General features: G+C 66.3%; 12 protein-coding genes. 5 read left to right on the top strand and 7 right to left on the bottom strand.

The genetic code is table 11. The features are described from left to right. Positions 1-108 precede the first annotated feature (108 nt). Both IV454_RS10025 and IV454_RS10020 read right to left on the bottom strand, forming a co-directional pair. Positions 109-8,871 (bottom strand): glycoside hydrolase family 94 protein, encoded by an 8,763-nt coding sequence (locus IV454_RS10025; protein WP_370663777.1) that lies wholly within the window; start codon positions 8,869-8,871, stop codon positions 109-111. Positions 8,872-9,108: 237 nt separating this feature from the next. After that, positions 9,109-11,223, bottom strand: a complete 2,115-nt coding sequence (locus tag IV454_RS10020) for an aminotransferase class V-fold PLP-dependent enzyme (RefSeq protein ID WP_206091354.1) — start codon at positions 11,221-11,223, stop codon at positions 9,109-9,111. A 151-nt stretch (positions 11,224-11,374) separates the two neighbouring features. Here IV454_RS10020 and IV454_RS10015 point away from each other — a divergent pair, with 151 nt between their 5' ends. From IV454_RS10015 to IV454_RS10005, 3 genes are all read left to right on the top strand, one after another. Next, positions 11,375-11,860 carry an Lrp/AsnC family transcriptional regulator gene (locus IV454_RS10015; RefSeq protein WP_054265772.1) on the top strand — a complete coding sequence of 162 codons (486 nt, stop codon included), beginning with the start codon at positions 11,375-11,377 and terminating at the stop codon, positions 11,858-11,860. Between the two features lie 67 nt (positions 11,861-11,927). After that, complete coding sequence (locus tag IV454_RS10010; RefSeq protein ID WP_206091353.1) at positions 11,928-13,061, top strand: branched-chain amino acid ABC transporter substrate-binding protein; 1,134 nt, start codon at positions 11,928-11,930, stop codon at positions 13,059-13,061. Then, the gene (locus IV454_RS10005; RefSeq protein ID WP_206091352.1) at positions 13,061-14,815 is read left to right on the top strand and encodes a DUF885 family protein; all 1,755 of its coding nucleotides are present in this window, start codon (positions 13,061-13,063) and stop codon (positions 14,813-14,815) included. Before IV454_RS10010 ends, IV454_RS10005 begins: the two co-directional genes overlap by 1 nt. A 3-nt stretch (positions 14,816-14,818) precedes the next feature. Here IV454_RS10005 and IV454_RS10000 read toward each other — a convergent pair whose 3' ends face one another. Together IV454_RS10000 and IV454_RS09995 are read right to left on the bottom strand one after the other, a co-directional pair. Continuing rightward, complete coding sequence (locus IV454_RS10000) at positions 14,819-15,124, bottom strand: tetratricopeptide repeat protein (protein WP_206091351.1); 306 nt, start codon at positions 15,122-15,124, stop codon at positions 14,819-14,821. 12 nt (positions 15,125-15,136) lie between these two features. Beyond that, entirely contained in the window at positions 15,137-16,543 is a 1,407-nt protein-coding gene (locus IV454_RS09995) for an MFS transporter (protein WP_206091350.1), read from the bottom strand. A gap of 70 nt (positions 16,544-16,613) precedes the next feature. Here IV454_RS09995 and IV454_RS09990 point away from each other — a divergent pair, with 70 nt between their 5' ends. Together IV454_RS09990 and IV454_RS09985 are read left to right on the top strand one after the other, a co-directional pair. After that, on the top strand, positions 16,614-17,270 hold the full coding sequence (locus IV454_RS09990; RefSeq protein WP_206091349.1) for a helix-turn-helix transcriptional regulator: 657 nt from the start codon (positions 16,614-16,616) through the stop codon (positions 17,268-17,270). A 340-nt stretch (positions 17,271-17,610) separates the two neighbouring features. Further along, positions 17,611-19,428 carry a DUF885 domain-containing protein gene (locus IV454_RS09985; RefSeq protein ID WP_206091348.1) on the top strand — a complete coding sequence of 606 codons (1,818 nt, stop codon included), beginning with the start codon at positions 17,611-17,613 and terminating at the stop codon, positions 19,426-19,428. A 102-nt stretch (positions 19,429-19,530) separates the two neighbouring features. Here the strand turns inward: IV454_RS09985 and IV454_RS09980 are convergent, their stop codons facing one another. From IV454_RS09980 to IV454_RS09970, 3 genes are read right to left on the bottom strand one after another with little or no spacing between them, the layout of a single operon-like run. Further along, the gene (locus tag IV454_RS09980) at positions 19,531-21,219 is read right to left on the bottom strand and encodes a M14 family zinc carboxypeptidase (RefSeq protein ID WP_206091347.1); all 1,689 of its coding nucleotides are present in this window, start codon (positions 21,217-21,219) and stop codon (positions 19,531-19,533) included. Positions 21,220-21,267: 48 nt separating this feature from the next. Next, positions 21,268-22,761 carry a sensor histidine kinase gene (locus IV454_RS09975; protein ID WP_054265764.1) on the bottom strand — a complete coding sequence of 498 codons (1,494 nt, stop codon included), beginning with the start codon at positions 22,759-22,761 and terminating at the stop codon, positions 21,268-21,270. Then, positions 22,758-23,723 (bottom strand): hypothetical protein, encoded by a 966-nt coding sequence (locus IV454_RS09970; RefSeq protein WP_229522168.1) that lies wholly within the window; start codon positions 23,721-23,723, stop codon positions 22,758-22,760. Before IV454_RS09970 ends, IV454_RS09975 begins: the two co-directional genes overlap by 4 nt. Positions 23,724-23,861: the final 138 nt, after the last annotated feature.

Raw genomic sequence — 23,861 nt, 5'->3', positions numbered from 1 at the left:
GCGCCTGTGGAAAACTATTTTAAACATTTGTTGCATGAAACACGAAAATGTCTCATTTAGGACAGAAATCCCGCGCGGGCCTGAGCCGCGCGCGGGAATCGGCCGTGTTTAAGCCGCTGCCGACGGCTGGCGCCGCACCCGCAGTTCCACCTTGTGCGGGCGGCCGTCATCGACCATCTGGATCACATTCATCGGCTGCGGCACGCCGTCGAGCGTCATCGCATCGATCTCGGCGGCCTGCACCGACATCGCGTACACCGTCTCGCGATAGCGGTACTGCAGCTCGAAGCCCGGCCAGTCGGCCGGCAGGTGCGGCGTCATGGTCAGCTTGTCGCCGGCCAGGCTCACACCCAGCAACGACTCGACGATCAGGCGGTACATCCAGCCCGACGAACCGGTGTACCAGCTCCAGCCGCCGCGCCCGATGTGGGGCGAGACCGCGTACACGTCCGCCGCCACCACATACGGCTCGACCTTGTACAGGGCCGCGCTTTCGGGCGTACTGCCATGCTGCACCGGATTGATCATGCGCAGCAGCTCCCAGGCGCGCTCGGTGTCGCCCATCTTGGCGAACGCCATCGCCGTCCAGATCGCGGCGTGCGTGTACTGCCCGCCGTTCTCGCGCACCCCGGGCACGTAGCCGCGGATATAGCCCGGATTGAGCACGCCATCGTCGAACGGCGGATCGAGCAGCTGCACCAGGCCGTAGTCGCGCCGCACCAGGCGCTCGTCGACCGCCTTCATGGCCGATGCCGTGCGCTCCGGATTGGCCGCGCCCGAAATCACGCCCCAGCTCTGCGAGATCGAATCGATCTGGCATTCGTCGTTGGTGTGCGAACCGAGCGGGGTGCCATCGTCGAAGTAGGCGCGGCGGTACCACTGGCCATCCCAGGCATTCGCTTCCACGTTGGCCGCCAGGGTGGCCGCCTCGCGCTTGCAGGTTTCCGCAAACGCGGGGTCGCCGTACACCACCGCCACTTCGGCGAAGCGCTGCAGCACTTCGTACAGGAAGAAAGCCAGCCACACGCTCTCGCCCTTGCCTTCGTTGCCGACCCGGTCCATGCCGTCGTTCCAGTCGCAGGTGCCGATCAGCGGCAAGCCATGCTCGCCGAAGCGCAGGCCGCGCTTGATGGCGCGCACGCAGTGTTCGTACAGGTCGCCGGTCTGGCTGGAACGCCCGGGCATGTCGTAATACGACTCTTCCTCGGGTTTGAGCATGCGCCCTTCCAGGAACGGCGCCGGCTCGGTCAGCACGCTGCGGTCCCCGGTGCCGATGACGTAACGGTGCGCCGCCAGCGGCAGCCACAGATAGTCGTCCGAACAGTGGGTGCGCACGCCGCGGTCCGATGGCGGATGCCACCAGTGCTGCACGTCGCCTTCCACGAACTGGTGGGCCGCGCACATCAGCAGGTGCTCGCGCAGCAGGTGCGGTTCGGTGTGGATCATCGACATCGCGTCTTGCAGCTGGTCGCGAAAGCCGAAGGCGCCGCCGGACTGGTAGTAGCCGCTGCGCGCCCACAGGCGGCAGGCGATGGTCTGGTACATCAGCCAGCCGTTGGCGATCACGTCGAGCGACGGATCCGGGGTTTGCACCTGGATCGCGCCGAGCGTGTGGTCCCAGTGCTTGCGCACCATCGCCAGCGAGGCCGCGGCGGCGGCGCTGCCGCTGTATTTCTGAACCAGGCCGCTGGCGTCCGCATTGCGGCGCCCACCCACGCCCAGCATGAACACCAGTTCGCGTTCCTGGCCCGGCTGCAGTTCCACCATTACCTGCAGCGCGGCGCACGGATCGAGCGCGGCGCCTATTTTCCCGGACAGGCGTGCGCGGCCCATCGCCGCCGGACTGGCCAGGGTGCGGTTGCGGCCGATGAATTCATTGCGGTCGGCGGTGAAGGTTTTCTGCTGCGCGTCGACGTGGAAGAATCCCACGCGGCCGGTGAACTCGGTGTTGTAGGCGTTGCGCGCGAAGATCGCGCCACTCATCGGGTCCTGCTCGGTGGTGACGTGCATCGCCGACTTGGCGCGCAGGTCGCCCAGCACCCACTCCACGTAGCCGGTGGCCGACAGGCGGCGCGGCACGGTGCAGTCGTTGCGGATCTTGATGACCGAATACTTGATCGAGGCGTCCAATGCCACGAAGGTGGACAGTTCGGTGTGAATGCCCTCTTCGCTGTGCTCGAACACGCTGTAGCCGAAGCCGTGGCGCGTGATGTATTCACCCGCCGCGCGCACCGGCAAGGCAGTGGGCGACCAGAAGCGGCCGGTCTGCTCGTCGCGGATGTAGAACGACTCGCCGCTGCTGTCCGACACCGGGTCGTTGGCCCACGGCGTGAGTCGGAACTCGTGGGCGTTTTCGCTCCAGGTGTAAGCCTGGCCGCTCTCCGACACCACGCTGCCGAAGTTCGGATTGGCCAGCACGTTGACCCATGGCGCCGGCGTGCGGTTCTGGCCATCGGTGCGGATGACGTACTCGGTGCCGTCCGCGCTGAAGCCTCCCAGCCCGTTGTGCAGGATCAGGTCGCGCGCGGCGACCGGGGCGCCGGCCGCAGGGATGCCGGCGCGCGGCTGGTATTGCTCGGCGCGCGCTTCGACCACCAGCAGCGGCAGTTTCGGCGGTACCGGCGTGGCGCGCTTGACCTGGTCGGCCAGGGTGCCGCGGCTGTCGGAAATGATGGCGCGTGCCACCGACTGCATCAGCACCCGGTCTTCCTGCGCGATCTGGTCGAGCAGGCGGACAAAAATGCCGCCCGGGCGGTCGATCGCTTGCGCATCGATGCCGGAGGCGATCAGGCCCATGATCTGGTCGTGCAGCAGCTGGCGGTAGCCCGACTGGTCTTCGTACCAGATGACCAGGTCGACCACCAGGCCCTTGAGACGCCAGTAGGCGTGCGCCTGCACCATCTGGCGCGCCAGGTCGATGTTGGCGGGGTCCTTGATCTGCATCAGCACGATCGGCAGGTCGCCCGAAATCGCATACGCCCACAGGCCGGACTGGCCGCGCTGGTTGCGGATCAGGATGGCGGCGTCGGCGCGCAGCGAGGCATTCGGGTAGATCACCGTGCTGGCCAGGCGGCTGTAGAGCTGCGCGTCCGATTCGGTGGCGTTCAGCTGGCGCAGCACGACCTGGCTGTGGGTCCATGCCAGTTCGAATACGCGGTCGGCCAGGTGGCGGTCCTGGTATTTGTCGATCAGGTGCACGGCCTGCTCGCGCGTGTCGGTCATGCCGGTAACGACATCGAGCACCACCACCTGGTCGGGTTCCAGGGTGACCTTGTAGCGGATCGCGACCACAGGATCGAGCACCGAGCCTTCGCTGCCGCCCAGCGGCTGCGGTTCGAGCATGGCGCGGGGGGCGACCGTGCTGTTGGCGCGGCCGAGGAACTCGCTGCGGCTGGTTTCGTACGACACGTCCACCAGCAAGCCGTCGTGCACCGTCATCAGGTTCAGCATCCATGGCATCTGCTCGTCCTTGGCGCGCGGGCGGCGGGTGCACAGGATCGCATTCTCGTTGCGCAGGATTTCGGTCTGCACGAACAGTTTGCTGAATGCCGGGTGGGCATTGTCGGCGGCGGCCGGCGCCATCACCACTTCGGCATAGCTGGTGAACTCGATGGTGCGCCTGACGTTCGACTTGTTGGTGATGCGGGTGCGCCGCAGTTCGATGTCGTCTTCCGGCGAGACCACGATTTCGGTGTACAGGTCCAGGCCGCGGTCGTGACGGCGGAACTCGGCCCGCCCTTCCGAGAAAATGACTTCGTACGACTTCGGTTCGACCAGGGTCGGCTGGAAGGCGGTCGACCAGAAATGGCCGCTGTCGACGTCGCGCACGTAGCAGAAGTTACCCCAGTTGTCGGAGGTGCCATCTTCGCGCCAGCGCGTCACGGCCAGGTCTTTCCAGCGGCTGTAGCTGCCGCCGGCGCTGGTGACCATCACGTGGTAGCGGCCATTCGAGAGCAATTGCACTTCCGGCTGCACCGTGGTGGTCTGGGTGATGATGCGGGTGGCGGCGGTCGATACTTCCTGCGCCGGGGCGCGCATGACCGCCAGTTCGGCGGTGTTGGAGTAAAACGCGCCGGCGCGCGGCACCCGTTCCTGCAGCACCAGCAAGGTGGCCTGGAACAGCGGGTCGGACTCGAAGCGGCGCTGCATCGGACGGTCGTGCAGCAGATAGCTCAGGGCCAAAAAGCCCATGCCCTGATGGTGCGCCATGAAGGAGCGGATCACGGCAAAGCTCTGGCCGCGCGGCAGGCGCGCGGCGGTGTAGTCGATCGCTTCGTAGAAGCCGTGCTTGCCCATGAAGCCCAGGTCGGCCATGCGCTGCAGGTTTTCCACGGCGGCGTCGGGGTGCACCATCAGCGCCATCATGGTCGCGTACGGGGCGATCACCAGGTCGTCGGCCAGCCCGCGCTTGAGGCCCGTGCCCGGCACGCCGAAGGCGCGGTACTGGTAATTGAGGCTGGCGTCGACGGTGTTGTAGCCGGATTCGGAAATCCCCCACGGCACGTCGCGCTGCTTGCCGTACTCGATCTGCGCGTTGACGACCGAATGGTAGGTCTGGTCGAGCAAGGTGTTCTGGTAGGTCGGCATGACCAGCAGCGGCATCAGGTACTCGAACATCGAGCCGCTCCACGACAGCAGCAGCTGCTCGTTGCCGATGATGCACAGCTGGCGGCCCAGCGCGAACCAGTGTTCCTGCGGGAACTGGCCCTGCGCGATGCCGACGAAGCTGCACAGGCGCACTTCGGACGCCAGCAAATCGTAGCAGGCCGCGTCCAGGCGGCGGTCGGACACGTTGTAGCCGATCGCCAGCAGGTTGGTGGTGGTGTTGTACATGAAGCGGAAGTCCATGTTCGCGAACGCGCGCGCCTCGGCCGCCATGCGGTTGATGTCCTCGATGCGCTGGGCGGCGCGGGTGCTGCCCTCGGCCACCAGGTCGGTCAGGGTTTGCTGGCGTTCGCGCTCGCTCGGGGCGAGGTCGGTGCTGGCACTGCCGGTGAGGGCGAAGTTGGCCAGTTCGCGCAGGGTCGGAATGCGGGTCAGGCTGGTGTCGACCACGTATTCCTGGGCCGCGCGCATCCACGGCGCCAGTTGCAGCAGTTCGTCGCGCGCGCCGTGGCACTGCTCGGCGAGCTTGTCGGCCCAGCCCTGCAGGTTCGGTTCGCCCACCGGATGCATGGCGGCCAGGATGGCGTCGGCGCAGGTGGACAGGCGCGCCAGTTCGGCGGCCATGCCGGGCAGGCTTTCGGTTTCGCGCACACGGTCGGCCGACAGGTGGCTGCGCATTGCGTCGATCGCGGCCTTGACGGCGGGACCGGCGTCGAGCGCGTGTTCCTGCACCACGTTCAGGGTGATGGCGATGCCTTCTAGGGTCTGCTTGCCGACGATGGGCTGGTCGGCAAGCGCGGTCAACCCAGGTGCCAAGGTGAGCAGGTGGCCGGCCAGGTTGCCGCTGTCGACCGCCGAAATGTACATCGGAAGCAGCGGATTTAACGTCAGGGTGTCGTACCAGTTATAGAAGTGGCCCTGGTGGCGTTCCATGCGCGCCATGGTATTGAGGGTGTCGCGGGTACGCGCGAGCAGGCGCCCCGTGGTGATGAAGCCGAAGTCCCACGCCGTCAGGTTGGCCAGCAGCGCCATGCCGATATTGGTCGGCGAGGTGCGGTGCGCGACCACCTTGACCGGATGCTCCTGCATGTTGTCGGGCGCGAGCCAGTTGTCTTGCGCGGTGACGTAGGTCTCGAAGAAGCTCCAGGTCTTGCGCGCCAGGGATTCGAGGAACATGGTCTGCGGCGACGACAGTTCGGCCGCGGCGCGTTCTTGCGGAAGGCTGATCCACCAAGCCACGACCGGCGCGAAGAACCAGAGCAGCAGCACGGGCGCGGCGATCGGCAGCGCTGCGCGGTGGAAGTAGCCGAGCAGGATGGCGCTGGCCACGGCTAGCGCGGGCGAGATCCACATGCTCTTCCAGTTGCTCTCCATGTCGGTGCTGGAGCGGTTCAGGCTCGATGGACGCCATTCGAGCAGGCGGCGGCGCGTGACCAGCATGCGCCACGAGGCGCGCACGATGGCGTCGAGGCTGAACCAGGCTTCGTACGGCAGGAAGGCCAGTTGCAGCGCCGAGTGGCCGAACATCAGGCGCGCGCTCTTGAACGCGGTCGCCAGATGCTGGCGCCACAGGACGTCGTGCGGTTTTTCGATGATGTCGAACAGGGCGCTGAAGAAGGTCGGCAGGAAGATCACCGACAGCACGCCCAGGGTCCAGAACAGCGGCGTCGGCATCAGGGCCCAGCAGAAGATCAGCAAGGCGGTCAGGGTGGTGGCGATCAGGCTGCGGCGCAGGTTGTCGAACAGCTTCCAGCGCGACAGCGCGCTTAAAGGATTCGATTCGCGCTTGCCGTTCGCGCCGGGCACGCGCGGCAGCAGCCAGCCGGCCAGTTGCCAGTCGCCGCGGATCCAGCGGTGGCGCCGGCTCACGTCGTCGCTGTAGCGCGCCGGGTATTCCTCGTACAGTTGGGCGTCGCTCAGCAAACCGGCGCGCAGGTAGCAGCCTTCCAGCAAATCGTGGCTGAGAATCTGGTTGTCGGGCAGGCGGTGGCCCAGCACCGTCTCGAAGGTGTCGACATCGTAGATGCCCTTGCCGACGAACGAGCCTTCGTAGAATACGTCCTGGTACACGTCGGAGACGGTGCGGGTGTACGGGTCGATACCCGGTTCGCCGCCGCACAGGTGCTCGTAGCGCGAAGCGGTGTCGCCCGGCAGCGCCGCGGCCACGCGCGGCTGCAGGATGCCGTAGCCTTCGACCACGCGCTTGCCGGCCTTGTCCAGGGTGGGACGGTTCAGCGGGTGCGCCATGGTGGCGATGAACTGGCGCGCGGCGTCGCGCGGCAGCTGGGTGTCGGTATCGAGCGTGATCACGTAGCGCACGTGGGCCAGGCCGTCGGTGGAACCGGCGACCATGGAGAACTGCTCGCGCGCGCCGCCGCGCAGAAAGGCATTCAGCGCGGCCAGCTTGCCGCGTTTGCGTTCGTACCCGATCCAGGCGTTTTCGCTGGCGCTCCACATGCGCGGGCGGTGCAGCAGCAGGAATGGCTGCAGGTGGCAGCGCGACATGGCCGGCTCGCCATCGGCGCCGAGGATCTCCTGGTCGACATCGCAGCCGTATTTTTCATTGAGTTCGGCGATGGTGGCGCGGGCCTGTTCGACCAGGTCCTCGTCGCCCGGCATGTGCTGCTTGGGCGCGTCGACGAAATCGGTCAGCAGGCAAAAGCGCAGGTTCGGATCGCGGTTGGCCAGGTAGCGCACTTCCAGCGCTTCGCACAGCGAGGCCACGTTGTCGCGGCTGTACAGCAGGGTTGGCACCACCACCATGCTGCGCGCGTCGGTCGGGATGCCTTCCTTGAAATCCATGCGCGGCAGCGGGTGCGGGCGGGTGAGCTGGGTGGCCATGAAATTGACCAGCGCCAGCGCCAGCTGGCTCGATCCGAGCAGGGCGAACACGCCCAGCAGCGCCAGCATCCAGTCATCGACGCCGTCGCCGCGCGCGTGGATGATGGCGGTGCCGGTAAACAGCAGGGTGAGCACCACGATGCCGCCCAGGTAGGTCGACAGGGGCGAGGCGCGTCCGCTTTTGTTCAAGGCTTCGAGCGGCGGATTGCGTACGGCGAGGCGTTTTTCAAGCTCCGCCTGGCCGCTGCCGACCAAGTAGTAGCCGATGTGGCGGGTGCGTTCATCGAGACCGCCGGCGGCCGGCGTGCGGTTCGCCAGCGCCAGTTCGAGCGCGGTTTCGGCGACCTGCACTTCGGTGAAGTCGCTGCGCTTGGCCAGCTTTTCGATCACGTGGCGATAATTGTCGCGGGTGGAAAAATCCATCTTGCCGTAGGTGCCGGCCGGGTCCAGGCGCAAGGTCTGTTCGACCGCGCTCATGGTCTCGACGAACTCTTGCCAGTCCATGGTGCCGAGGAAGCGCAGGCTGCCGATGCTGTTGCTGATCGAGACCTGGTCGGCGGCCTGCTGGCCGATCTCGGCCTGGATCTGCTGTTCGATGGTCAGGCCGGCGTCGGCCAGGCGCGTGGTCACCCATTGCAGCGCCAGGGTCAGGGCCGGGCTCTGGCCCTGCAGGCGGCGCGCCAGTTCGGCGACAAAGCCGCTGTTCATCGGCTGGCCGGAACGGGCCATGTCGGCCACCAGTAAAATCAGGTCGCTCGGATTCTTTTCGGCCGTCTCTGTCATCTGGTCGGCCCAGGTGTTGGCGCGGTCGCGCTGCACCCGGTTGTCGTACACGCGCGCGGCCACGCGGCGCAGGTTCTCGATCAGCGCGATGCGCAGCATGATCGGGATGGCCCACAGTTCGCCCAGCCTGAGCGTCGCCACTTCCTGGTAGGCGTCGACGAAGCGCGACAGGCTTTCGGGATCGACCCGGCCATCGCCGTGCGAAATGATTTCGAGCGCGATCTGGTACACGCGCGGATTGCCGTCGGCATCTTCGTTGGCCAGGCGCGGCAACTCCTTGGAGTAGTCTTTCGGCAGGTGGCGCCGGGCGATGCGGATCTGCTCTTCGACCAGGTAGAAGTTATCGAGCAGCCATTCGGACGCGGGCGTGATCTGGCGCCCCGTTTTGATCGCGGTGGTCAGTTCGGTGCAGGTGTCGGTGATGACCGTGGCGTTTTCGGTCAGCCGCGGCAGCAGGCGGTCGGGACCGCCGCGCTCGCTAAGCTGGTGGGAGGAGGCAAGATGCTTGCCGTGCATCGCCATCTGGGCGGCACTGAACAATTCCGAGCGCAGGGGAAATTCATCGTCGACGCGTTGTTCGCCATCGAGGACATTGCGCCAGGCATAGAGCGTGTCCGCTAATTTAGTGTTTTCTTCGTTCAACAGAGACCTCGCGTGGGCATGAGTAGCCAACACGCTGCCGGACAGCGAGTTGCGACCGGGTCGTACGGCTGTTGCAATCTTATAACGGTGCTATGGAAAGGACTGTGCGCCAGCGAACATTTGGGGTTTGTCAGTCAGAAGCAATCCCGGCAGTGTGGATTCAATTTTCCGGCAATATTGCACTCCGTAGCATGACGAATGATACGGAGCATCAAACGATGAGCGGTGTCAATGCCGTCAAGCCGCCAGCGGCAAGCTGCCGCCACCGTCGCCGCCGAGCGCCACGCCGCCCGCCACATGCCAGGCATTGCGGTAGCCCAGGCGGTGCAGGCACTGCGCGGCCTTGATGCTGCGCGCGCCGCTGCGGCAAAAGAACACCAGCGGACGTTCGTCGGCGCGCAGCCAGAGCGACAGGCGGTCGGCCAGGCGCGACAAGGGCACGCTGTGCACCGCGCGGCCGTGCCAGTGGCCGGCGTGCGCCGCCGCATGCTCGTAGGCTTCGCGCACATCGATCAGCAGCGCGTCGGGATGGTCCTTGAAGAAGCGCTCGAGGCCATGTGCCTCGAGCTGCGTCGCCAAGGGGTTGACGTCCGCTGCGGCGCCGCCGCGTTCGGCCGTCAGGGTGGTGCACGGCAGGCCGCCCGCCTCGCGCGCCGGACAGACGATGCTCTGGCGCGACACCAGTTGCGCCAGTTGTTCCATGTCCGCCTCCGGTCCGGTGAAGGCAAAGCGCACGTCGGCGGCGGCCAGCCCGGCGGACGAACGCTCACCGAGCAGGTAGCTGGCGCCGCCGGCGTGGGCCACGCGCGCCAGCACGCGGGTGCCGAACATCAGGGCACTGGCGAGCTGGCCGTTTTCGAGCGTGGCCTGGTCGGCCAGCGCCGGCCAGCCGAGCGCTTCGTGGCTGATGCCGCCGGCCAGCTGGCCGCCCAGCGCAGCCACCAGGGCGGCGCGTCCGCCACCGGCGCCGCCCTGCGTGTCGATCACGGCGCGCACCCGGTAGCCCTGGCAGCGCACCTGGTCGGCGATGCGCGCGGCCAGGGCGGCGAGCGGATTGACGATGGCGCAGGTGCGGCTGGGCGCGTCGAGCACCAGCCAGGTACAGGCGCCCTCGAAACCCAGTTGCACCACGCCGTCGCTGTCCGGCGCCGGCGCCGCCGAGGGAATCAGGCAGCTGGCGCGCAAGGCCGCGCCGCAGCGCTGGATGCGTTCGCAGGCGGCGTCGATCAGGGCATCGTCGGCCATCGGCCCGAACGACATGCGCACCGCCGCGGCGCAGCGCCACGGCGCCAATTGCATCGCCGCGAGCACATAGCTGGGCGCGGCCTTGGCCGCCGAACAGGCCGACCCCGCGCTCACGCGCACGCCGGCGGCGTCGAACAGGTCGAGCAATTCCTTGCCGGCCAGGCCAGGCACGGAAAAATTCAGGGTGGTCGGCAAGCTGTGGTCGAACGGCGCATTGAAGACGATGCCCGGCAGCGCCGCACGCAGGGCGGCGGCCAGGCGGTCGCGCATGCGCACCAGCTGCGCGTGGCTGCGAAAACTTACGCCATCGTCCAGCGCCGCCAGCACCGCGCCCAGGGCGGCGATGCCGCTCATGTTTTCGGTGCCGGAGCGCTGGCCGGCTTCCTGCCCGCCGCCCGTCATCAGCGCGGTATAGGGCGCGCCCTCGCGCACATACAGCATGCCGATGCCCTTGGGCGCATACAGCTTGTGGCCCGAGAACGGCGCGTAATCGATGCGGGTCGCGGCCAGGTCCAGCGCGAGCTTGCCGAGCGCCTGGACGCTGTCGACCATCCACAGCGCCGCGGGCGCGCACTCGCGCAAGACCGTTTCGATGGCGGCCAGGTCGGAAATGACGCCGCTTTCATTGTTGGCGGCCATGGTGCAGACAAACGCGGCGCGCGGCGCCAGTTCGCGCAGCACGTCGAGCCGGTGGCGGCCATCGGCGTCGACCGGCAGCACGCGCAGTTCCAGGCCGGTGCCGAGCAGCGCGTTCCAGTGCGCCAGGCTCTCGGGCACCGCCTTATGTTCCGTGGCGCCGTACAGCAGCAGGTCGCCGCTCGCTTCGCCCCTGGCGCGGCGCGCGCGCACCTCGCACAGCGCCGACAGCACCGCGGTCTGGATGCCTTCGGTGGCGCCACTGGTAAACGTCAGCCTGCCCTGCCCCGCGCCCAGCACGCGGCGCGCCAGTGCGCGTACGCCGTCGAGCATGGCCTTCGCTTTCAGGCCTGTGGCATGGCTGCTGCTCGGGTTCCCGTAGCAGTCGCGCATGGCCAGGGCGGCTGCGGCGATGGCTTCCGGATGAACGGCGGAGGTGGCATTGGCGTCAAGGTAAATTTCAGTATGCATGGCGGGTCCGGGCAGCGGCAACAGGAGGGGTGAAACGGTGATGTCATTCTTGCGTGATATGTTATCGGCTTAAACGTGAGAAAATATGCCAAAATTTGCTGATATTCGCGCTCAGCAAGCATATTCATACCAAATTTCAGCGGAAAGCAGAATGAGTTCTCTCGACAAGTATGATTGCGCCATCCTCGCGGCCCTGCAGGCCGATGGAACCCTGTCGATCGCGGCCCTGAGCGAAAAGGTCGGCTTGTCCAGCACCCCGTGCTGGAAGCGGGTCAAGCGGCTGGAGGAAGAAGGGTATATCCAGAGCCGCGTGAGCATCATCGACCGCGACAAGGTCGGGCTGCCGGTCACGGTATTCGTCAGCGTGCGCACCACCGAACACGACGAAAAATGGCTGACCCGCTTCGCCGCCGCCGTCATCGCCCTGCCCGAGGTGATGGAGTTTCACCGCATGAGCGGCGACGTCGATTACCTGCTCAAGGTCGTCACCACCGACATCGGCGGCTACGACCGCTTTTACAAAAAACTGATCAAGACGGCGCACATCACGGGCGTGTCGTCGGCCTTCTCGATGGAACAGATCAAGTACACCACGGCGCTGCCGCTCGACCTGATTTTGAAGCGTCTACCTGCCTAAAACGGCATATAAAATTGTGCCGAATCGTGCGATGATGCCGCTGTCCAGATCAGAGGAGAGACATCGTATGGCATCGAACAAGAAGAGTATTGCCCTCGCCGCAGCGGCCCTGCTGCTGGCATCGCAGGCCGCACTGGCCCAGGAACAGGTCGTCAAGATCGGCATCACCGGCCCGCTGTCGGGCGCCAACGCCTTCGCCGGCAAGGACAACGAAAACGGCGTGCGCCTCGCGCTGGAAGAATTGAACGCCAAAAAAGTCAGCGTCGGCGGCAAGACCATCAAGTTCGAACTCAAGTCCGAGGACGACCAGGGCGATCCGAAAGCCGGCGTGACGGTGGCCCAAAAACTGGTCGACGCCGGCGTGCGCTTCGTGCTCGGCCCCTACAACTCCGGCGTGGCCATTCCCGCCTCGCGCATCTACAACGACGCCGGCGCGATCATGTCGACCGTCGGCACCAACCCCAAGGTGACCCAGAGCGGCTACAAGGGCGTGTTCCGCATGGTCGCCAGCGACACCCAGCTGGGCGGATCGATGGCCGGCTATGCGGCCAAGCAGCTCAAGCTCAAGAACATCGGCGTGATCGACGACCGTACCGCCTTCGGCCAGGGCATCGCCATGGAATTCGTCAAGCAGGCCAAGGCGTCCGGCATCACGGTGGCGGCGCACGAGTTCACCACCGACAAGGCGACCGACTTCGCCGCCATCCTCACCAAGCTCAAATCGAAGAACGTCGATGCGATCTTCTTCGGCGGCTACGCGCCCCAGGGCGCGCCGATGGTGCGCCAGATGCGCCAGCTCGGCCTGAACGTCAAGCTGCTCGGCGGCGACACCCTGTGCAGCCCCGAAATGGCCAAGCTCGGTGGCGACGCGATCGGCGAAAACGTCCTGTGCGCGCAGGGCGGCGCGATCCTCGACAAGCAGACCGACGGCCCGGCCTTCCAGGCGCGCTACAAGGCGCGTTTCAAGCAGGCGCCCGACGTATATGCGGCCTCGTTCTACGACCAGACCATGTTCATCGCACAGTCGATGAAGGCGGCCAATTCGCTCGATCCGTCGGTGGTGGCCGCGGCCATGCGCGCGGCCAGCTACAAGGGCGTGGTGGGTACCTATGCTTATGACGCGAACGGCAATATGAAGCAGTCCACCGTCACCGTCTACACCTTCAAGAACGGCGTGCCTTTCGCGCTGGCGACCTACTGATGCGCGCCTCTCTGCTGCTGGCGGCGGCGCTGGCCGCGCTAGCCGGTGCGCCGGCTGGCGCGCAAACGCCCGCACTGACACCGCCCCTGTCCCAATTCGGCATCGCGCAGCAAGCCATGCCGGCCTTTATCCAGCGCTACCAGCTCGATTACGCCAGTCTCGACAAACTGTACACCGTGGCCAACGGCACGGCGCGCGCGCGCCAGATGCAGGAGTTTTTCGAGCAATGGCGCGCCGCCCTCGACGCCCTGCCGTTCGACAGCTTCGGCGTGGAAGACCGCATCGACGTGGTCATGTTGCGCAACCAGATCGACTTCGAGCTGCGCGAGCTGGCCGCCCAGCGCAAGCGCTTCGCCGAGGCCGAGCCGCTGGCGCCGTTCGTGCGTCCGCTGATCGACATGGCCGAAGCGCGCCGCACGATGCAGGCGCAGGATGGCGCGGCCAGTGCCGCCGTGCTGCAGCAGGCGCTGGTGGCGGTGCGCAAGGCCCACGATGCGCTGCTGGCCGGCGCCGACATCAATGCGCCCAAGCCGATGGCCTCGCGCAGCGTGGCCAACCGCGCGGCGCAGGTGCTGGCGACCACCGCCAGGGACCTGAAAGCCTGGTACGCGTACTACGAAGGGTACGACCCGCAGCTCACGTGGTGGGTCAAGCGTCCCTACGCGGACCTGGACAAGGCCATGAGCGATTACGCGGCCAGCCTGAATGAACGGCTGGTGGGCAAGGCGTCGGCCAAGCTTCTGAACGTGACGGGCGACCCGATCGGGCGCGAAGGCCTGGTCAGCGCCCTGCGCCGCGAAATGATCCCGTACACGCCGGAAGAACTGATGGCGCTGGCCGAAAAGGAGCTGGCCTGGGGCGAGGCCGAACTGCGCAAGGCGTCGGCCGAAATGGGTTTCGGCAGCGACTGGCATGCGGCCATGGAAAAGGTCAAGACCATGTACGTGGCGCCGGGCGAGCAGCCGGCCATGGTGCGGGGCTTGGCCAAGGAAGCGATCGACTACATGGCGGCCAACAAGCTGGTGACGGTCCCCGAAGTGGCGCGCCGCAGCTGGCGCATGGACATGCTCTCGCCCGAAGCGCAACTGATCAACCCATTTTTCCTGGGCGGCGACACGATCCTGGTGTCCTACCCCACGGCCGACATGACGCACGAGCAGAAACTCATGTCCATGCGCGGCAATAACCCGCACTTTTCGCGCGCGACGGTGCAGCACGAGCTCATTCCAGGCCATCACCTGCAAGGGTTCATGGCGGATCGCTACCAGCCGCAGCGCCGCCTGTTCGACTCGCCGTTCTTCACCGAGGGCTGGGCCGTGTACTGGGAAATGCTGCTGTACGAGCGCAAATTCGCCGTCACGCCGGAAGACCGCATCGGCATGATGTTCTGGCGTAATCACCGGGCGGCGCGCATCCTGTTCTCGCTCGGTTTCCACATGGGGAAAATCACGCCCGAGCAGGCGGTCGAGATGCTGATTGCCCGCGTCGGCCACGAGCCGGATAACGCGCGCGCCGAGGTACGGCGCTCGTTCAACGGCGATTATCCGCCGCTGTACCAGGCGGGCTACATGGTCGGGGCGCTGCAACTGCGCGAGCTGAAACGCGAACTGGTCGACGGCGGCAAGATGACCTTGCTGGAGTACCACGACCGCATTCTGGAAGGCGGCGTGCTGCCCATCGAACTGGTACGCGCGCGCCTGAAGAACGAGAAGGTCGCGCGCGACTTCAAGGCCGGCTGGCGCTTCTACAAATAGCCCTCAGCGCCGCAAGCGCTTGAGGAACACCGTCATCTCGCGCGAGGACTGGATGTCGCCCTGCTTCACGGCGACCTCCAGTCCTTTTTCCCATGCCGCTTCGGCCTCCTGCGGCCGCTCCAGCTGTTGCAGGGCTTTGCCGAGCAGCTTCCACGCCGCCGAGTGGGCGGGATTTTGCTGCGTGGCCTGCTGCAGGTGAAGCGCGGCCGCCGCGGCATCACCATCCTTGAGGCAGGCGTTGCCCAGACCGAAGCGCAGCAACGCGTTATCGCGCCCCGATGCCAATAATTTTTCCAGTTGTTCGCGCATGATCGTGTTCTCCTATCGTTTGCCGGTCGCGCGCGCCAGCGCCGCCGCCAGTGCGGGCGCCAGCGCAAAGCTGGCGAACAGCCACATCGCCGCCGACTGCGCGCCTGCTTTTCCTCCCGGCTCGCTCAAGCCGGCGGCATTGGCCACCAGTCCCGCCACCGCCGCGCCGATCGCCATGCCGTACAACTGCACGGTGGTGATCGCCGCCGACGCCAGACCTCCCTCGCCTGCCGGCGCCAGGGTCAGCACGCGCGTGAGCAGATGCGGCCAGCCGAGTCCCACGCCGGCGCCGGCACCGGCCAGCGCCAGGCCGCACAGCAGCATCAGCATGGCCGGCGAGAGCGCGTCGCCGGCCGGCACCAGCAGCGCGAGGGCCAGCAGGCTGCTTGCGCCCAGCACCGGGCCGGCGCGCAGCATCGTCATCGCGCCCGCGCCCTGGCGGCCCGAGGACAGCATGGAACTGGCGCTCCAGCCGGCCGCCATGGCCGCGGTCAGGTAGCCGGCGGCCAGCGGCGTGTAGCCGTGCAAGGTCTGCAAAAAATAGGGGACGTAGATTTCAGTGGTGGTGCCCACCAGGAGCAAGGCCACGCTGGCATACACCGCGCCCAGTGGCGAGTCGAGGGCGGTGGCCCCGGCAGGCAGCAGGCGCACCCGTGAGCGGCGCTCGACGGCGATGGCGGCCACGCCGAGCGCGATCCCGGCCGCCACACCAGCGCCCTGCACGGCGAGCATGCGTGACAAACCGCCGGCGGCCACCGCCAGCACGGAGGCTGCCAGCAGCGCGATCTGGACCACCGGGATTGGCGGCTGCGCGGATGCGGCGCCGGCCGGACGCAGTCGCCGCGCGACCAATATCGCCTGCAGCAGGGCCACCGGCAACAGGGCCCAGAATGCCCAGCGCCAGTGCCCGGCCTGGGCGAACAGGCCGCCCACGGCCGGCCCGCACAAGGTAGCCACTCCCCACATGCCCGATACCAGTGCCACCGCGCGCGGCCACAAAGGCGCGGGGAAGACCACGCGGATCAGCGAATAGCTCAGGGCCGCCAATGCCCCGCCGCCAAGGCCCTGCACGCTGCGCCCGGCCAGCATCCACGGCATGGACATCGCGCTGGCGCAGGCGCTTGACCCCAGCGCAAAGATGCCGAGCGCCGCCAGGCAGGCCCCGCGCGCACCGGCGGCGGCCAGCAGGCGCACCGACAGGGCCGCGCCGAGGATGGAGGCGACCACGAACAGGGTGGTGTTCCAGGCATGCCAGTCCAGGCCCCCGATGTCCCGCACCACCGACGGCAGCACGGTCGTGACAATGTGGACGTTGATCGCGTGCAGCGCGACGCCGCCGGTCAGGGCAAGGGCCAGCAGGCCGTTCTGGCCGGAAAAAAGCTCGCCCCAGGATGAGGTGGAAGGTAAGGCAGCGGACATGGTGGGTGATCGACAGGAGGGATGGATTGGCTTAATATGCAAGAAATTAGTTGGATAATAAGGCGACACCATGACTTATGCAAGTAAATCGTTGGATAATTCGGTCGATGGCAAGACGGCCGACCGCATCCTGTTCTTCATCAAGTCCAAGGGGCCGAGCGCCACGGCCAGGCTGGCCCAGATGCTGGAGATGACACCCGAAGCGGCGCGCCAGCAGGTGCAGAAGCTGGCCGCGGCAGGCTTGATCGAAGGCCGACAGCAGGATGCGGCGGGTGTAGGCCGGCCGCGCCAGCACTGGGTGCTGACCGAGGCCGGCAACCGGCGCTTTCCCGACACGCATGCGCAAATGACGGTGCAGCTGATCGGATCGATCCGCCAGTTGTTTGGCGAGGAAGGGCTGGACAAGCTGGTGGCGCAGCGCGAGAGCGAAGCGCGCGCGCTGTACCAACAGGCCTGCGGCGGCGCCAGTGTGCCGGAGCGGCTGGAACAGCTGGCCGCGATCCGCACCGGCGAAGGCTATATGGCGCGCATCGAGGCCGATGCGCAGGGCTGGCTGCTGATCGAGGACCACTGCCCCATCTGCGCCGCGGCGCGCACCTGCCAGGGCTTTTGCCGGTCCGAGCTGCAATTGTTCAGCGAGATCGCCGGCCCCGGCACCACGGTGATCCGCGAACAGCATGTGCTGGCCGGCGCCACCCGCTGCGTGTACCGCATCGCGCCCGCATGAAACACTATGTGCGGGATTGACTCAACAAGGTTGGCGCGGCCAATAAAAAGCCGCTCACGTGAAGCGGTGAGCGGCTTGAATGGCAGCGGCCACGGGCTCGGCGCAAGGCGCTGCAAGCCGGGCTTGCCTGGGCCGGTCAGCATCTCGCGGTTTGCTGGCTCGGCGAAAGCACGTCGTCTGGCGTCGATCATACGCGCGCCCACCTTGGCGCGACAATACAAATTCCCATTCGTGCGGGCGTGGCCGATAAGGCAAATCTATCGCAGCTTGGACGGGCGGTAGGCCGTCTGAAAATCGCGTATCCTGATGGCCGATTTCACTTTTCCACCGGATATACATTATGCATAAAAGTCTTGCCCGGACCGCCTTGTGGGCGGCGCTCGCCCTGACGTTCGCGCCCGCTGCCGCGCTCGCCGCGCCGCCGGCACCGCCGGCCGGAAAAGTCTCAGGCCTTGTGTCGGCCCAAGCCAAAAAACAGCTCGATGCGCTGGCGCTGGAATATTACGAAGCGGTGGCGCGCTTCGATCCGGTCGAGGCCACCGCCCGGGGCGACAACCGTTTCGACGACCAGATCGGCATGAGCATCGGCCCCAAGGAGCACGCACGCCAGAATGCGCGCTACAACGTCTTCCTCAACCGCCTGCACGCGCTGGACCGGCGCGCGCTCGACCTGCGCGCGCAGACCAACTACGACGTGCTCGAATTCGAGTTGAACAGTCTCCTGTCGTTCGCCAACCTGCCGGAACTGATGCTGCCCATGAACCAGATGGACAGCGTGCCGGTCACCATCGCCAACTACGCCAGCGGCGACGGCGCCCAGCCCCTGACCACGGTCAAGCAATACAAGGCTTACCTGAACCGCCTGACGCAGCTGCCGGCATGGATCGACCAGGCCATCGCGAATATGCGCGAGGGGATGCGCGTGGGCGTGACCCTGCCGCGCGCGGCGGTGGTATCGATGCTGCCGCAGTACCAGAAGCTGGTCAGCGCCAAGGCGGAAGAGAGCATCTACTACACCCCGATCCGCAACATGCCGGCCGCTTTTTCGGCCGCCGACAAAGCCGCGCTGGCGGCCGGCTACCGCAAGGCGATCGATGGCAAGCTGGCGCCGGCGCTGGCGCGCCTGGCCAGCTTCATCGAAAAAGACTACCTGCCGGCGGCGCGCACCAGCACCGGCTGGAGCGCCCTGCCCGAGGGGAAGGAGTGGTATGAAAAGCGCGTGGCTGAGCAGACCACCACCAGCCTGACGCCGGAGCAGATCCATGCGATCGGCCTGAAGGAAGTGGCGCGCATCCAGGGCGAGTACGCCGTGGTGGGGCCGAAGATGGGCTACACCGGGCCGGCGGTCGGGCTGCCTGGATGGGTGTCGCAGCAGCAGAAATACAGGCCCTTCAAGACCGACCAGGAAGTCATCGACGTGTACCGCAAGCTCGATGCGCTGCTGCGCACCAAGTTGCCGGCCTTGTTTTCGCTGATGCCGAAAGCGCCGCTGGACCTGCGCCTGGAGCCGGAACTGTCGCGCGCGACGGCGTCGGACCACTACTCGGCGCCGGCCATCGACGGTTCGCGGCCGGGCGTGTTCTGGTCGGTGGTGAACGATCCGACGCAGTACGGCAGCACCGGCATGGTGACCCTGTTCCTGCACGAGGGCCAGCCGGGCCACCACTTCCACATCGCCCTGCTGCAGGAGCTGGACTTGCCCAAGTTCCGCCAGTTCAGCGGCAACACCGCCTATACCGAAGGCTGGGCGCTGTATGCGGAAACCCTGGGCAAGGAGATGGGCCTGTTCGACAAGCCGGAGGATTATTTCGGCCACCTGAACGATGAAATGCTGCGCGCGGTGCGGCTGGTGGTCGACACCGGCATGCACGCGAAAGGCTGGACGCGCGAGCAATCGATCCAGTACATGCGCGATACCCTGGGCTATCCGGAATCGACGGCCCGCAGCGAAACGGAGCGCTACATGGTGTGGCCGGGACAGGCACTCGGCTACAAGATCGGCGCGCTCAAGATCCTGGCGCTGCGCCACCGCGCGGAAGCGGCGCTGGGCGATAAATTCAGCCTGCCCAAGTTCCACGAGATCGTGCTGGAAGATGGCACCTTGCCGCTGTCGCTGCTGGAAGTGAAGGTCGATCGCTGGATCGAAAAGAACCAGTAAGGCGCTTGCCGCGCACTTGCGCAGGAAATGGAAACGGCACCGTCGCGAGACTGGTGCCGTTTTTTTTTACCGCTGCACGCTTTTGCGCCGGTTAGCCGCCTTTTACATCACCGACAGCACCGGATAACGGCGCCACTCCGGCTCCACATGGCGCGCGCAATTGGCGAAGATGAAGTCGAGCACCGCGTACTGGTCCGACAGCAAGGCGGGATGCGCCGCCTTCCAGGCCTCGAACTTCGCCTGCAAGGCCGGCTCGTCGCGCAGCAGTTCGAGCGCGTGGTCTTCGAACACGTAGTCGGAATAGGCTTCCTTCTTTTCCAGCACACTGTTGAAAAAGCCCCAGCGGAAAAAGCTGTCGTGGCCCTGCGGCTCCAAGGTTTCGACCGCGTAGCGCGCCATGTCCTGGTCCAGCGCAATCCACCAGTCACCGGCGCGCAGGGTCACGGCCTGGGTAAACTGCTCCAGCCGCACGTCGTCATGGAACATATGGCCTTCGTAGGCATTCGCGCGCGACTCGACCGACGCGATGCGGTAGCAGCGCACCTCTTGGATGCGGTCGGCCTCGATGCGCTGCATCGCCACGCCGTTCCACTGCAGCCGCTCGACGACTTCGCGCCAGGCTTGCGGCACCACGTAGGCGCGCGGCGTCGCCACCACGATGTCGGCCGGGAAGCTGTTGAAGTAGGCGATGTCGCGCTCCCACGGCTCGCTGCGGTCGTACGACAGGCGCGTGTAGTTGCCGATCACGCTGGGCATGTATTTGGCCGCGTAGCCGTGGAACGGGAAGGTGGACGGATTGTCCACGTCCACTGACCAGTGCACCGGCCACTCGCGCCGCACCTTGCCCTCGTCGCGCGCGGCGCGGCGCAGCGCGGCGATGGTGGCCGCCTGCGCGACCGTGAAGTCGAGCGCCGTTTCGACCAGCGCGCGCATCGCATCGTAGCGGTCGGCGTAGGGCTTGAGCATGTGCGTCTCGGGCATGAAGCCGATGGTGTGGTGCAGCGCCGCGAAACCGGTCGAAAAGCGCGGCGTCTCCAGGAATTCGGCAATGCCGTGGTCCGGGCTGTCCTTGACCGGATTGACGTACGGGCAGGTCGGCCAGCCGCGCCGCTCCATCTCGGCGAACATATGCGGCAGCATGGTGCCCTGCAAAAATTGGCCAAGCGCGCCGCCAAGCTTGTCGGTCTGGGTGTGAATCAGGGTCATCGTGTACGGGTAGTCGGCGCCGTTGGAGGTGTGGGTGTCGACCATCACGTCCGGGTCCCAGGCGGCGAACAGCTTGTTGAACACCTGCGCGGTCAGGCTGTCGCACTTGACGAAATCGCGGTTCAGGTCGAGATGGCGGCTGTTGCCGCGAAAGCCGAACTGCTCGGGACCATCCTGGTTCACGCGCGAGGTGTTGGCGCGGTTGATGCTGCCGTCGACGTTGTACAGCGGGACGAACAGGAATACGGTTCTGCCCAGCGCGGCCAGGCGCGCCGGTTCGGTGCAGAAGTCGCGCACCAGCGCCATGCAGGCGTCCACGCCTTCCGGCTCGCCCGGATGGATGCCGTTATTGTTGAAGAAGACCGGGCGCCCTTCGTCCTTCAGGCGCTGGCGCTCGAACACGCCGTCGGCGGTCACCACGCCGGCGTGGATCGGGAGGCCGCAATCGGAAGTGCCGACCACCTTGAAGTGGAGCACGCCGGGAAAGCGGCGCGCCAACTCTTCGTACCATGCGATGCAGTCAGCCCAGGTCGTGGTCTGATTCTTGTTACCCAGTTCGTAGGGCGTTTTCAATTCGTTCGACATTATGTGTTGTGCGATGAAGGTTAAGACAGTGGGATGACGATACGGCACTCAGGCCGCTTGCGCGATCGGCAGGGCGATGCCGATCACGGTACCTTTGTCGGGTTCGGAGCTGAAGTCGATGGTGCCGCCCAGCGCGTACACCCTTTCGCGCATGCCGATGATGCCGATGCCGGACGAGGCGCTGGCGGTGCTGAAGCCGGCGCCATCGTCGGCGATTTCGATATGCAAGGTGTCGTCCTGTTCGGACAAGGTCATCGCCACCTGCGCATGCGTGGCGCCGGCGTGCTTGAGCACATTCGACAGCGCTTCCTGCACGATGCGGTAGGCGGAAATGGCCAGTTCGCTCCCCAGGCCCGAAAAATCGCCGTCGGAATGGAACTGGAAGTGGCATTCGGGATGGCTGGCGTCGTAGTGGCGGATCATTTCTTCCACCGCGCCGTGCAGGCCGAGCATGTCGAGCACCTCGGGACGCAGGCGCCGCACCAGGCGCCGTCCGCTGGCGTACAGGTCCAAGGTGAGCTTGGTGATCGCTTGCGACTTCTGCTTGATCTCGTCGATCGTCGGGCCCTGCTCCACCTTGCCGGCCAGGTGCAGGATGCTTTGCGATTCCAGGCGCGCGGCGATCAGCGAGGCATTGAGTTCGTCGTGGATCTCGATGGCGATGCTCTTGCGCTCGTCCTCGACGATCGAGTTCACCTTCTGGATCAGCTTGCGCTTCTCGGCATCGGCCTTGAGCGCTTCGTTGCGCGATTCGACCAGGTCCTTGGTGCGTTCGGCGACCTTGTTTTCCAGATCCTGGCGCGAGCGGCCCAGCGCCACCGACATTTCGGTGATCGATTCCTGCAGCTCGCCGACCTCGCCGCCGGTGGTGACGGGCAGCGCCACCTGGTAGTTCCCGCCGCGGATTTCGCGCAGCGCGCCGATCGAGGACTTGAGCGGAATGGTCAGGCTGCGCGCCAGCACGTAGGCCAGCGCGCCACTGACCACCAGCGCCAGCGCGGCCATCGCCAGCTCCACCTGGAAGCGGCCCGCCTGCTTGTGCAGCATGTTGGTGGGCGACATGGTCACCCGCACGTAGCCCACCACCTCGGTCGGCACGGTGGTCGGCTTGGTGTCGCTCGAACCGGAGACGTGCGGCACGCCATTGTCCGAAAACAGGTTAATCCAGATCATCTGCTTCTTGATCGGCGCTTCGTAAAACCGGTCTTCGCCGACGGCGGAGTTCTGCGAGACGACGCTGATGGCCCCCTTCTGGTTGGCGTCCACCACTTCGATGCGGTGGATGCTCTTGTCCGACTGGACCAGGCCATTGATGGTCAGGCGCAGGTCGGACAGGTTGCCCGAGATGACGTTGTATTCGCTCGTTTCGGCCAGCGCCTTGGCCAGGATGCGGCCGCGCTCCTCCAGCTCGAGGGCCACCTGGACCCGGTGCGAGTACCAGGAATAGCCGACGAAGGACGAGAACAGGAACACCACCGGCAGCATGGTGATGAAGGCCATGCGCGTGCCGATGCTCCAGCTTTGCCAGAATCGCAGCTTCATTGGCGCCTCACCGGTGCGCGGCGGCTGAAATGGCGGGCGGCGTCGTCGACCGCCACGTCGAGCGAGCGCGCCACGCCTTCGTTGATGACGGTGCTGAAATAGCGCGGGAACTGGGGCGGGGCCAGCTCGCCCGTGGCCACGAATTCGTTGGCCACGTCAGCCACCTGGGCGTTGATCTGCTCGATGGTGGAATAGGTGGTGGCCAGTGCGCCGGCCATCACCATGTCGGCCGAAAAGCCGATCACCGCCTGATTGTGGCGGTAGGTCGAGAGCAGGATGTTGCGCACGTTTTCGGTGTTGTAGACGCTGCGGTCGGGCATGGCCAGCAGGACCTCGGTTTTGCCGATGCGGTTCAGGACCACGTTGATATCCTCACTGGGGTCGTAATGTTCGATCTCGGCGATGCCTTGCAAGGTCGGTTTGAGAAAGCCTGTATTACTGCTGACGATGGCCGCCACGCGCACCGGGCGCTTGTAGAGCAGTTCGATCAGGCGCAGCTGGTCGACCGGGGCCGGCTCGGCGTAGATGGCCGTCATGGAAAGCACGCGCGCCGGCTGCAGGGCTTCGGTGACGGAGCGCCACACCTGGCTGGAGGTGAAGGCGGCGATGACGACGCAGTCGCACTTGCGCGCGGCCACGTTGCGCAGCGCGACCGGGCCGATGGCGACGTACACCATGCGCCGGTGCTGGGCCAGTTCGGTGCGAAAGCCGCCGAAGATGGGGACCAGCTGCTTGTACAAGTCGTCGGCGATACGGCGGGTGACGCCGGAATCGTCGGCGGTGACGATCTGGAAGCGGAAACCGGTGGGGTCGGTGGACGCGGTCGGATTGATGACGCCGGCGGCGCCGGCGCTGGTGGACAGGGCGAGGCCGATGGCAAGGGCGATGGCCGGCAGTACTCCACCACCGCCGCCACCGCCGTCGTCGTTCCCGCGCCAAGGCGGCACTCGGCGGGAACCCAAGTTCGTAGCGCAGCCAACGACTTGGCGAAGTACTTGGGTTCCCGCCGTCGCGGGAACGAAGGTACTGCGGCCATCGTGCGCCGCGAATGCCGCCGTCGCACCGGCGACGGTCGGGCGACACCGCGCATTCGCGACCCA

The organism is Massilia antarctica, from assembly GCF_015689335.1.
GTDB lineage: Bacteria > Pseudomonadota > Gammaproteobacteria > Burkholderiales > Burkholderiaceae_D > Telluria_A > Telluria_A antarctica.
This window is presented reverse-complemented; position numbering and strand designations above follow the sequence as displayed.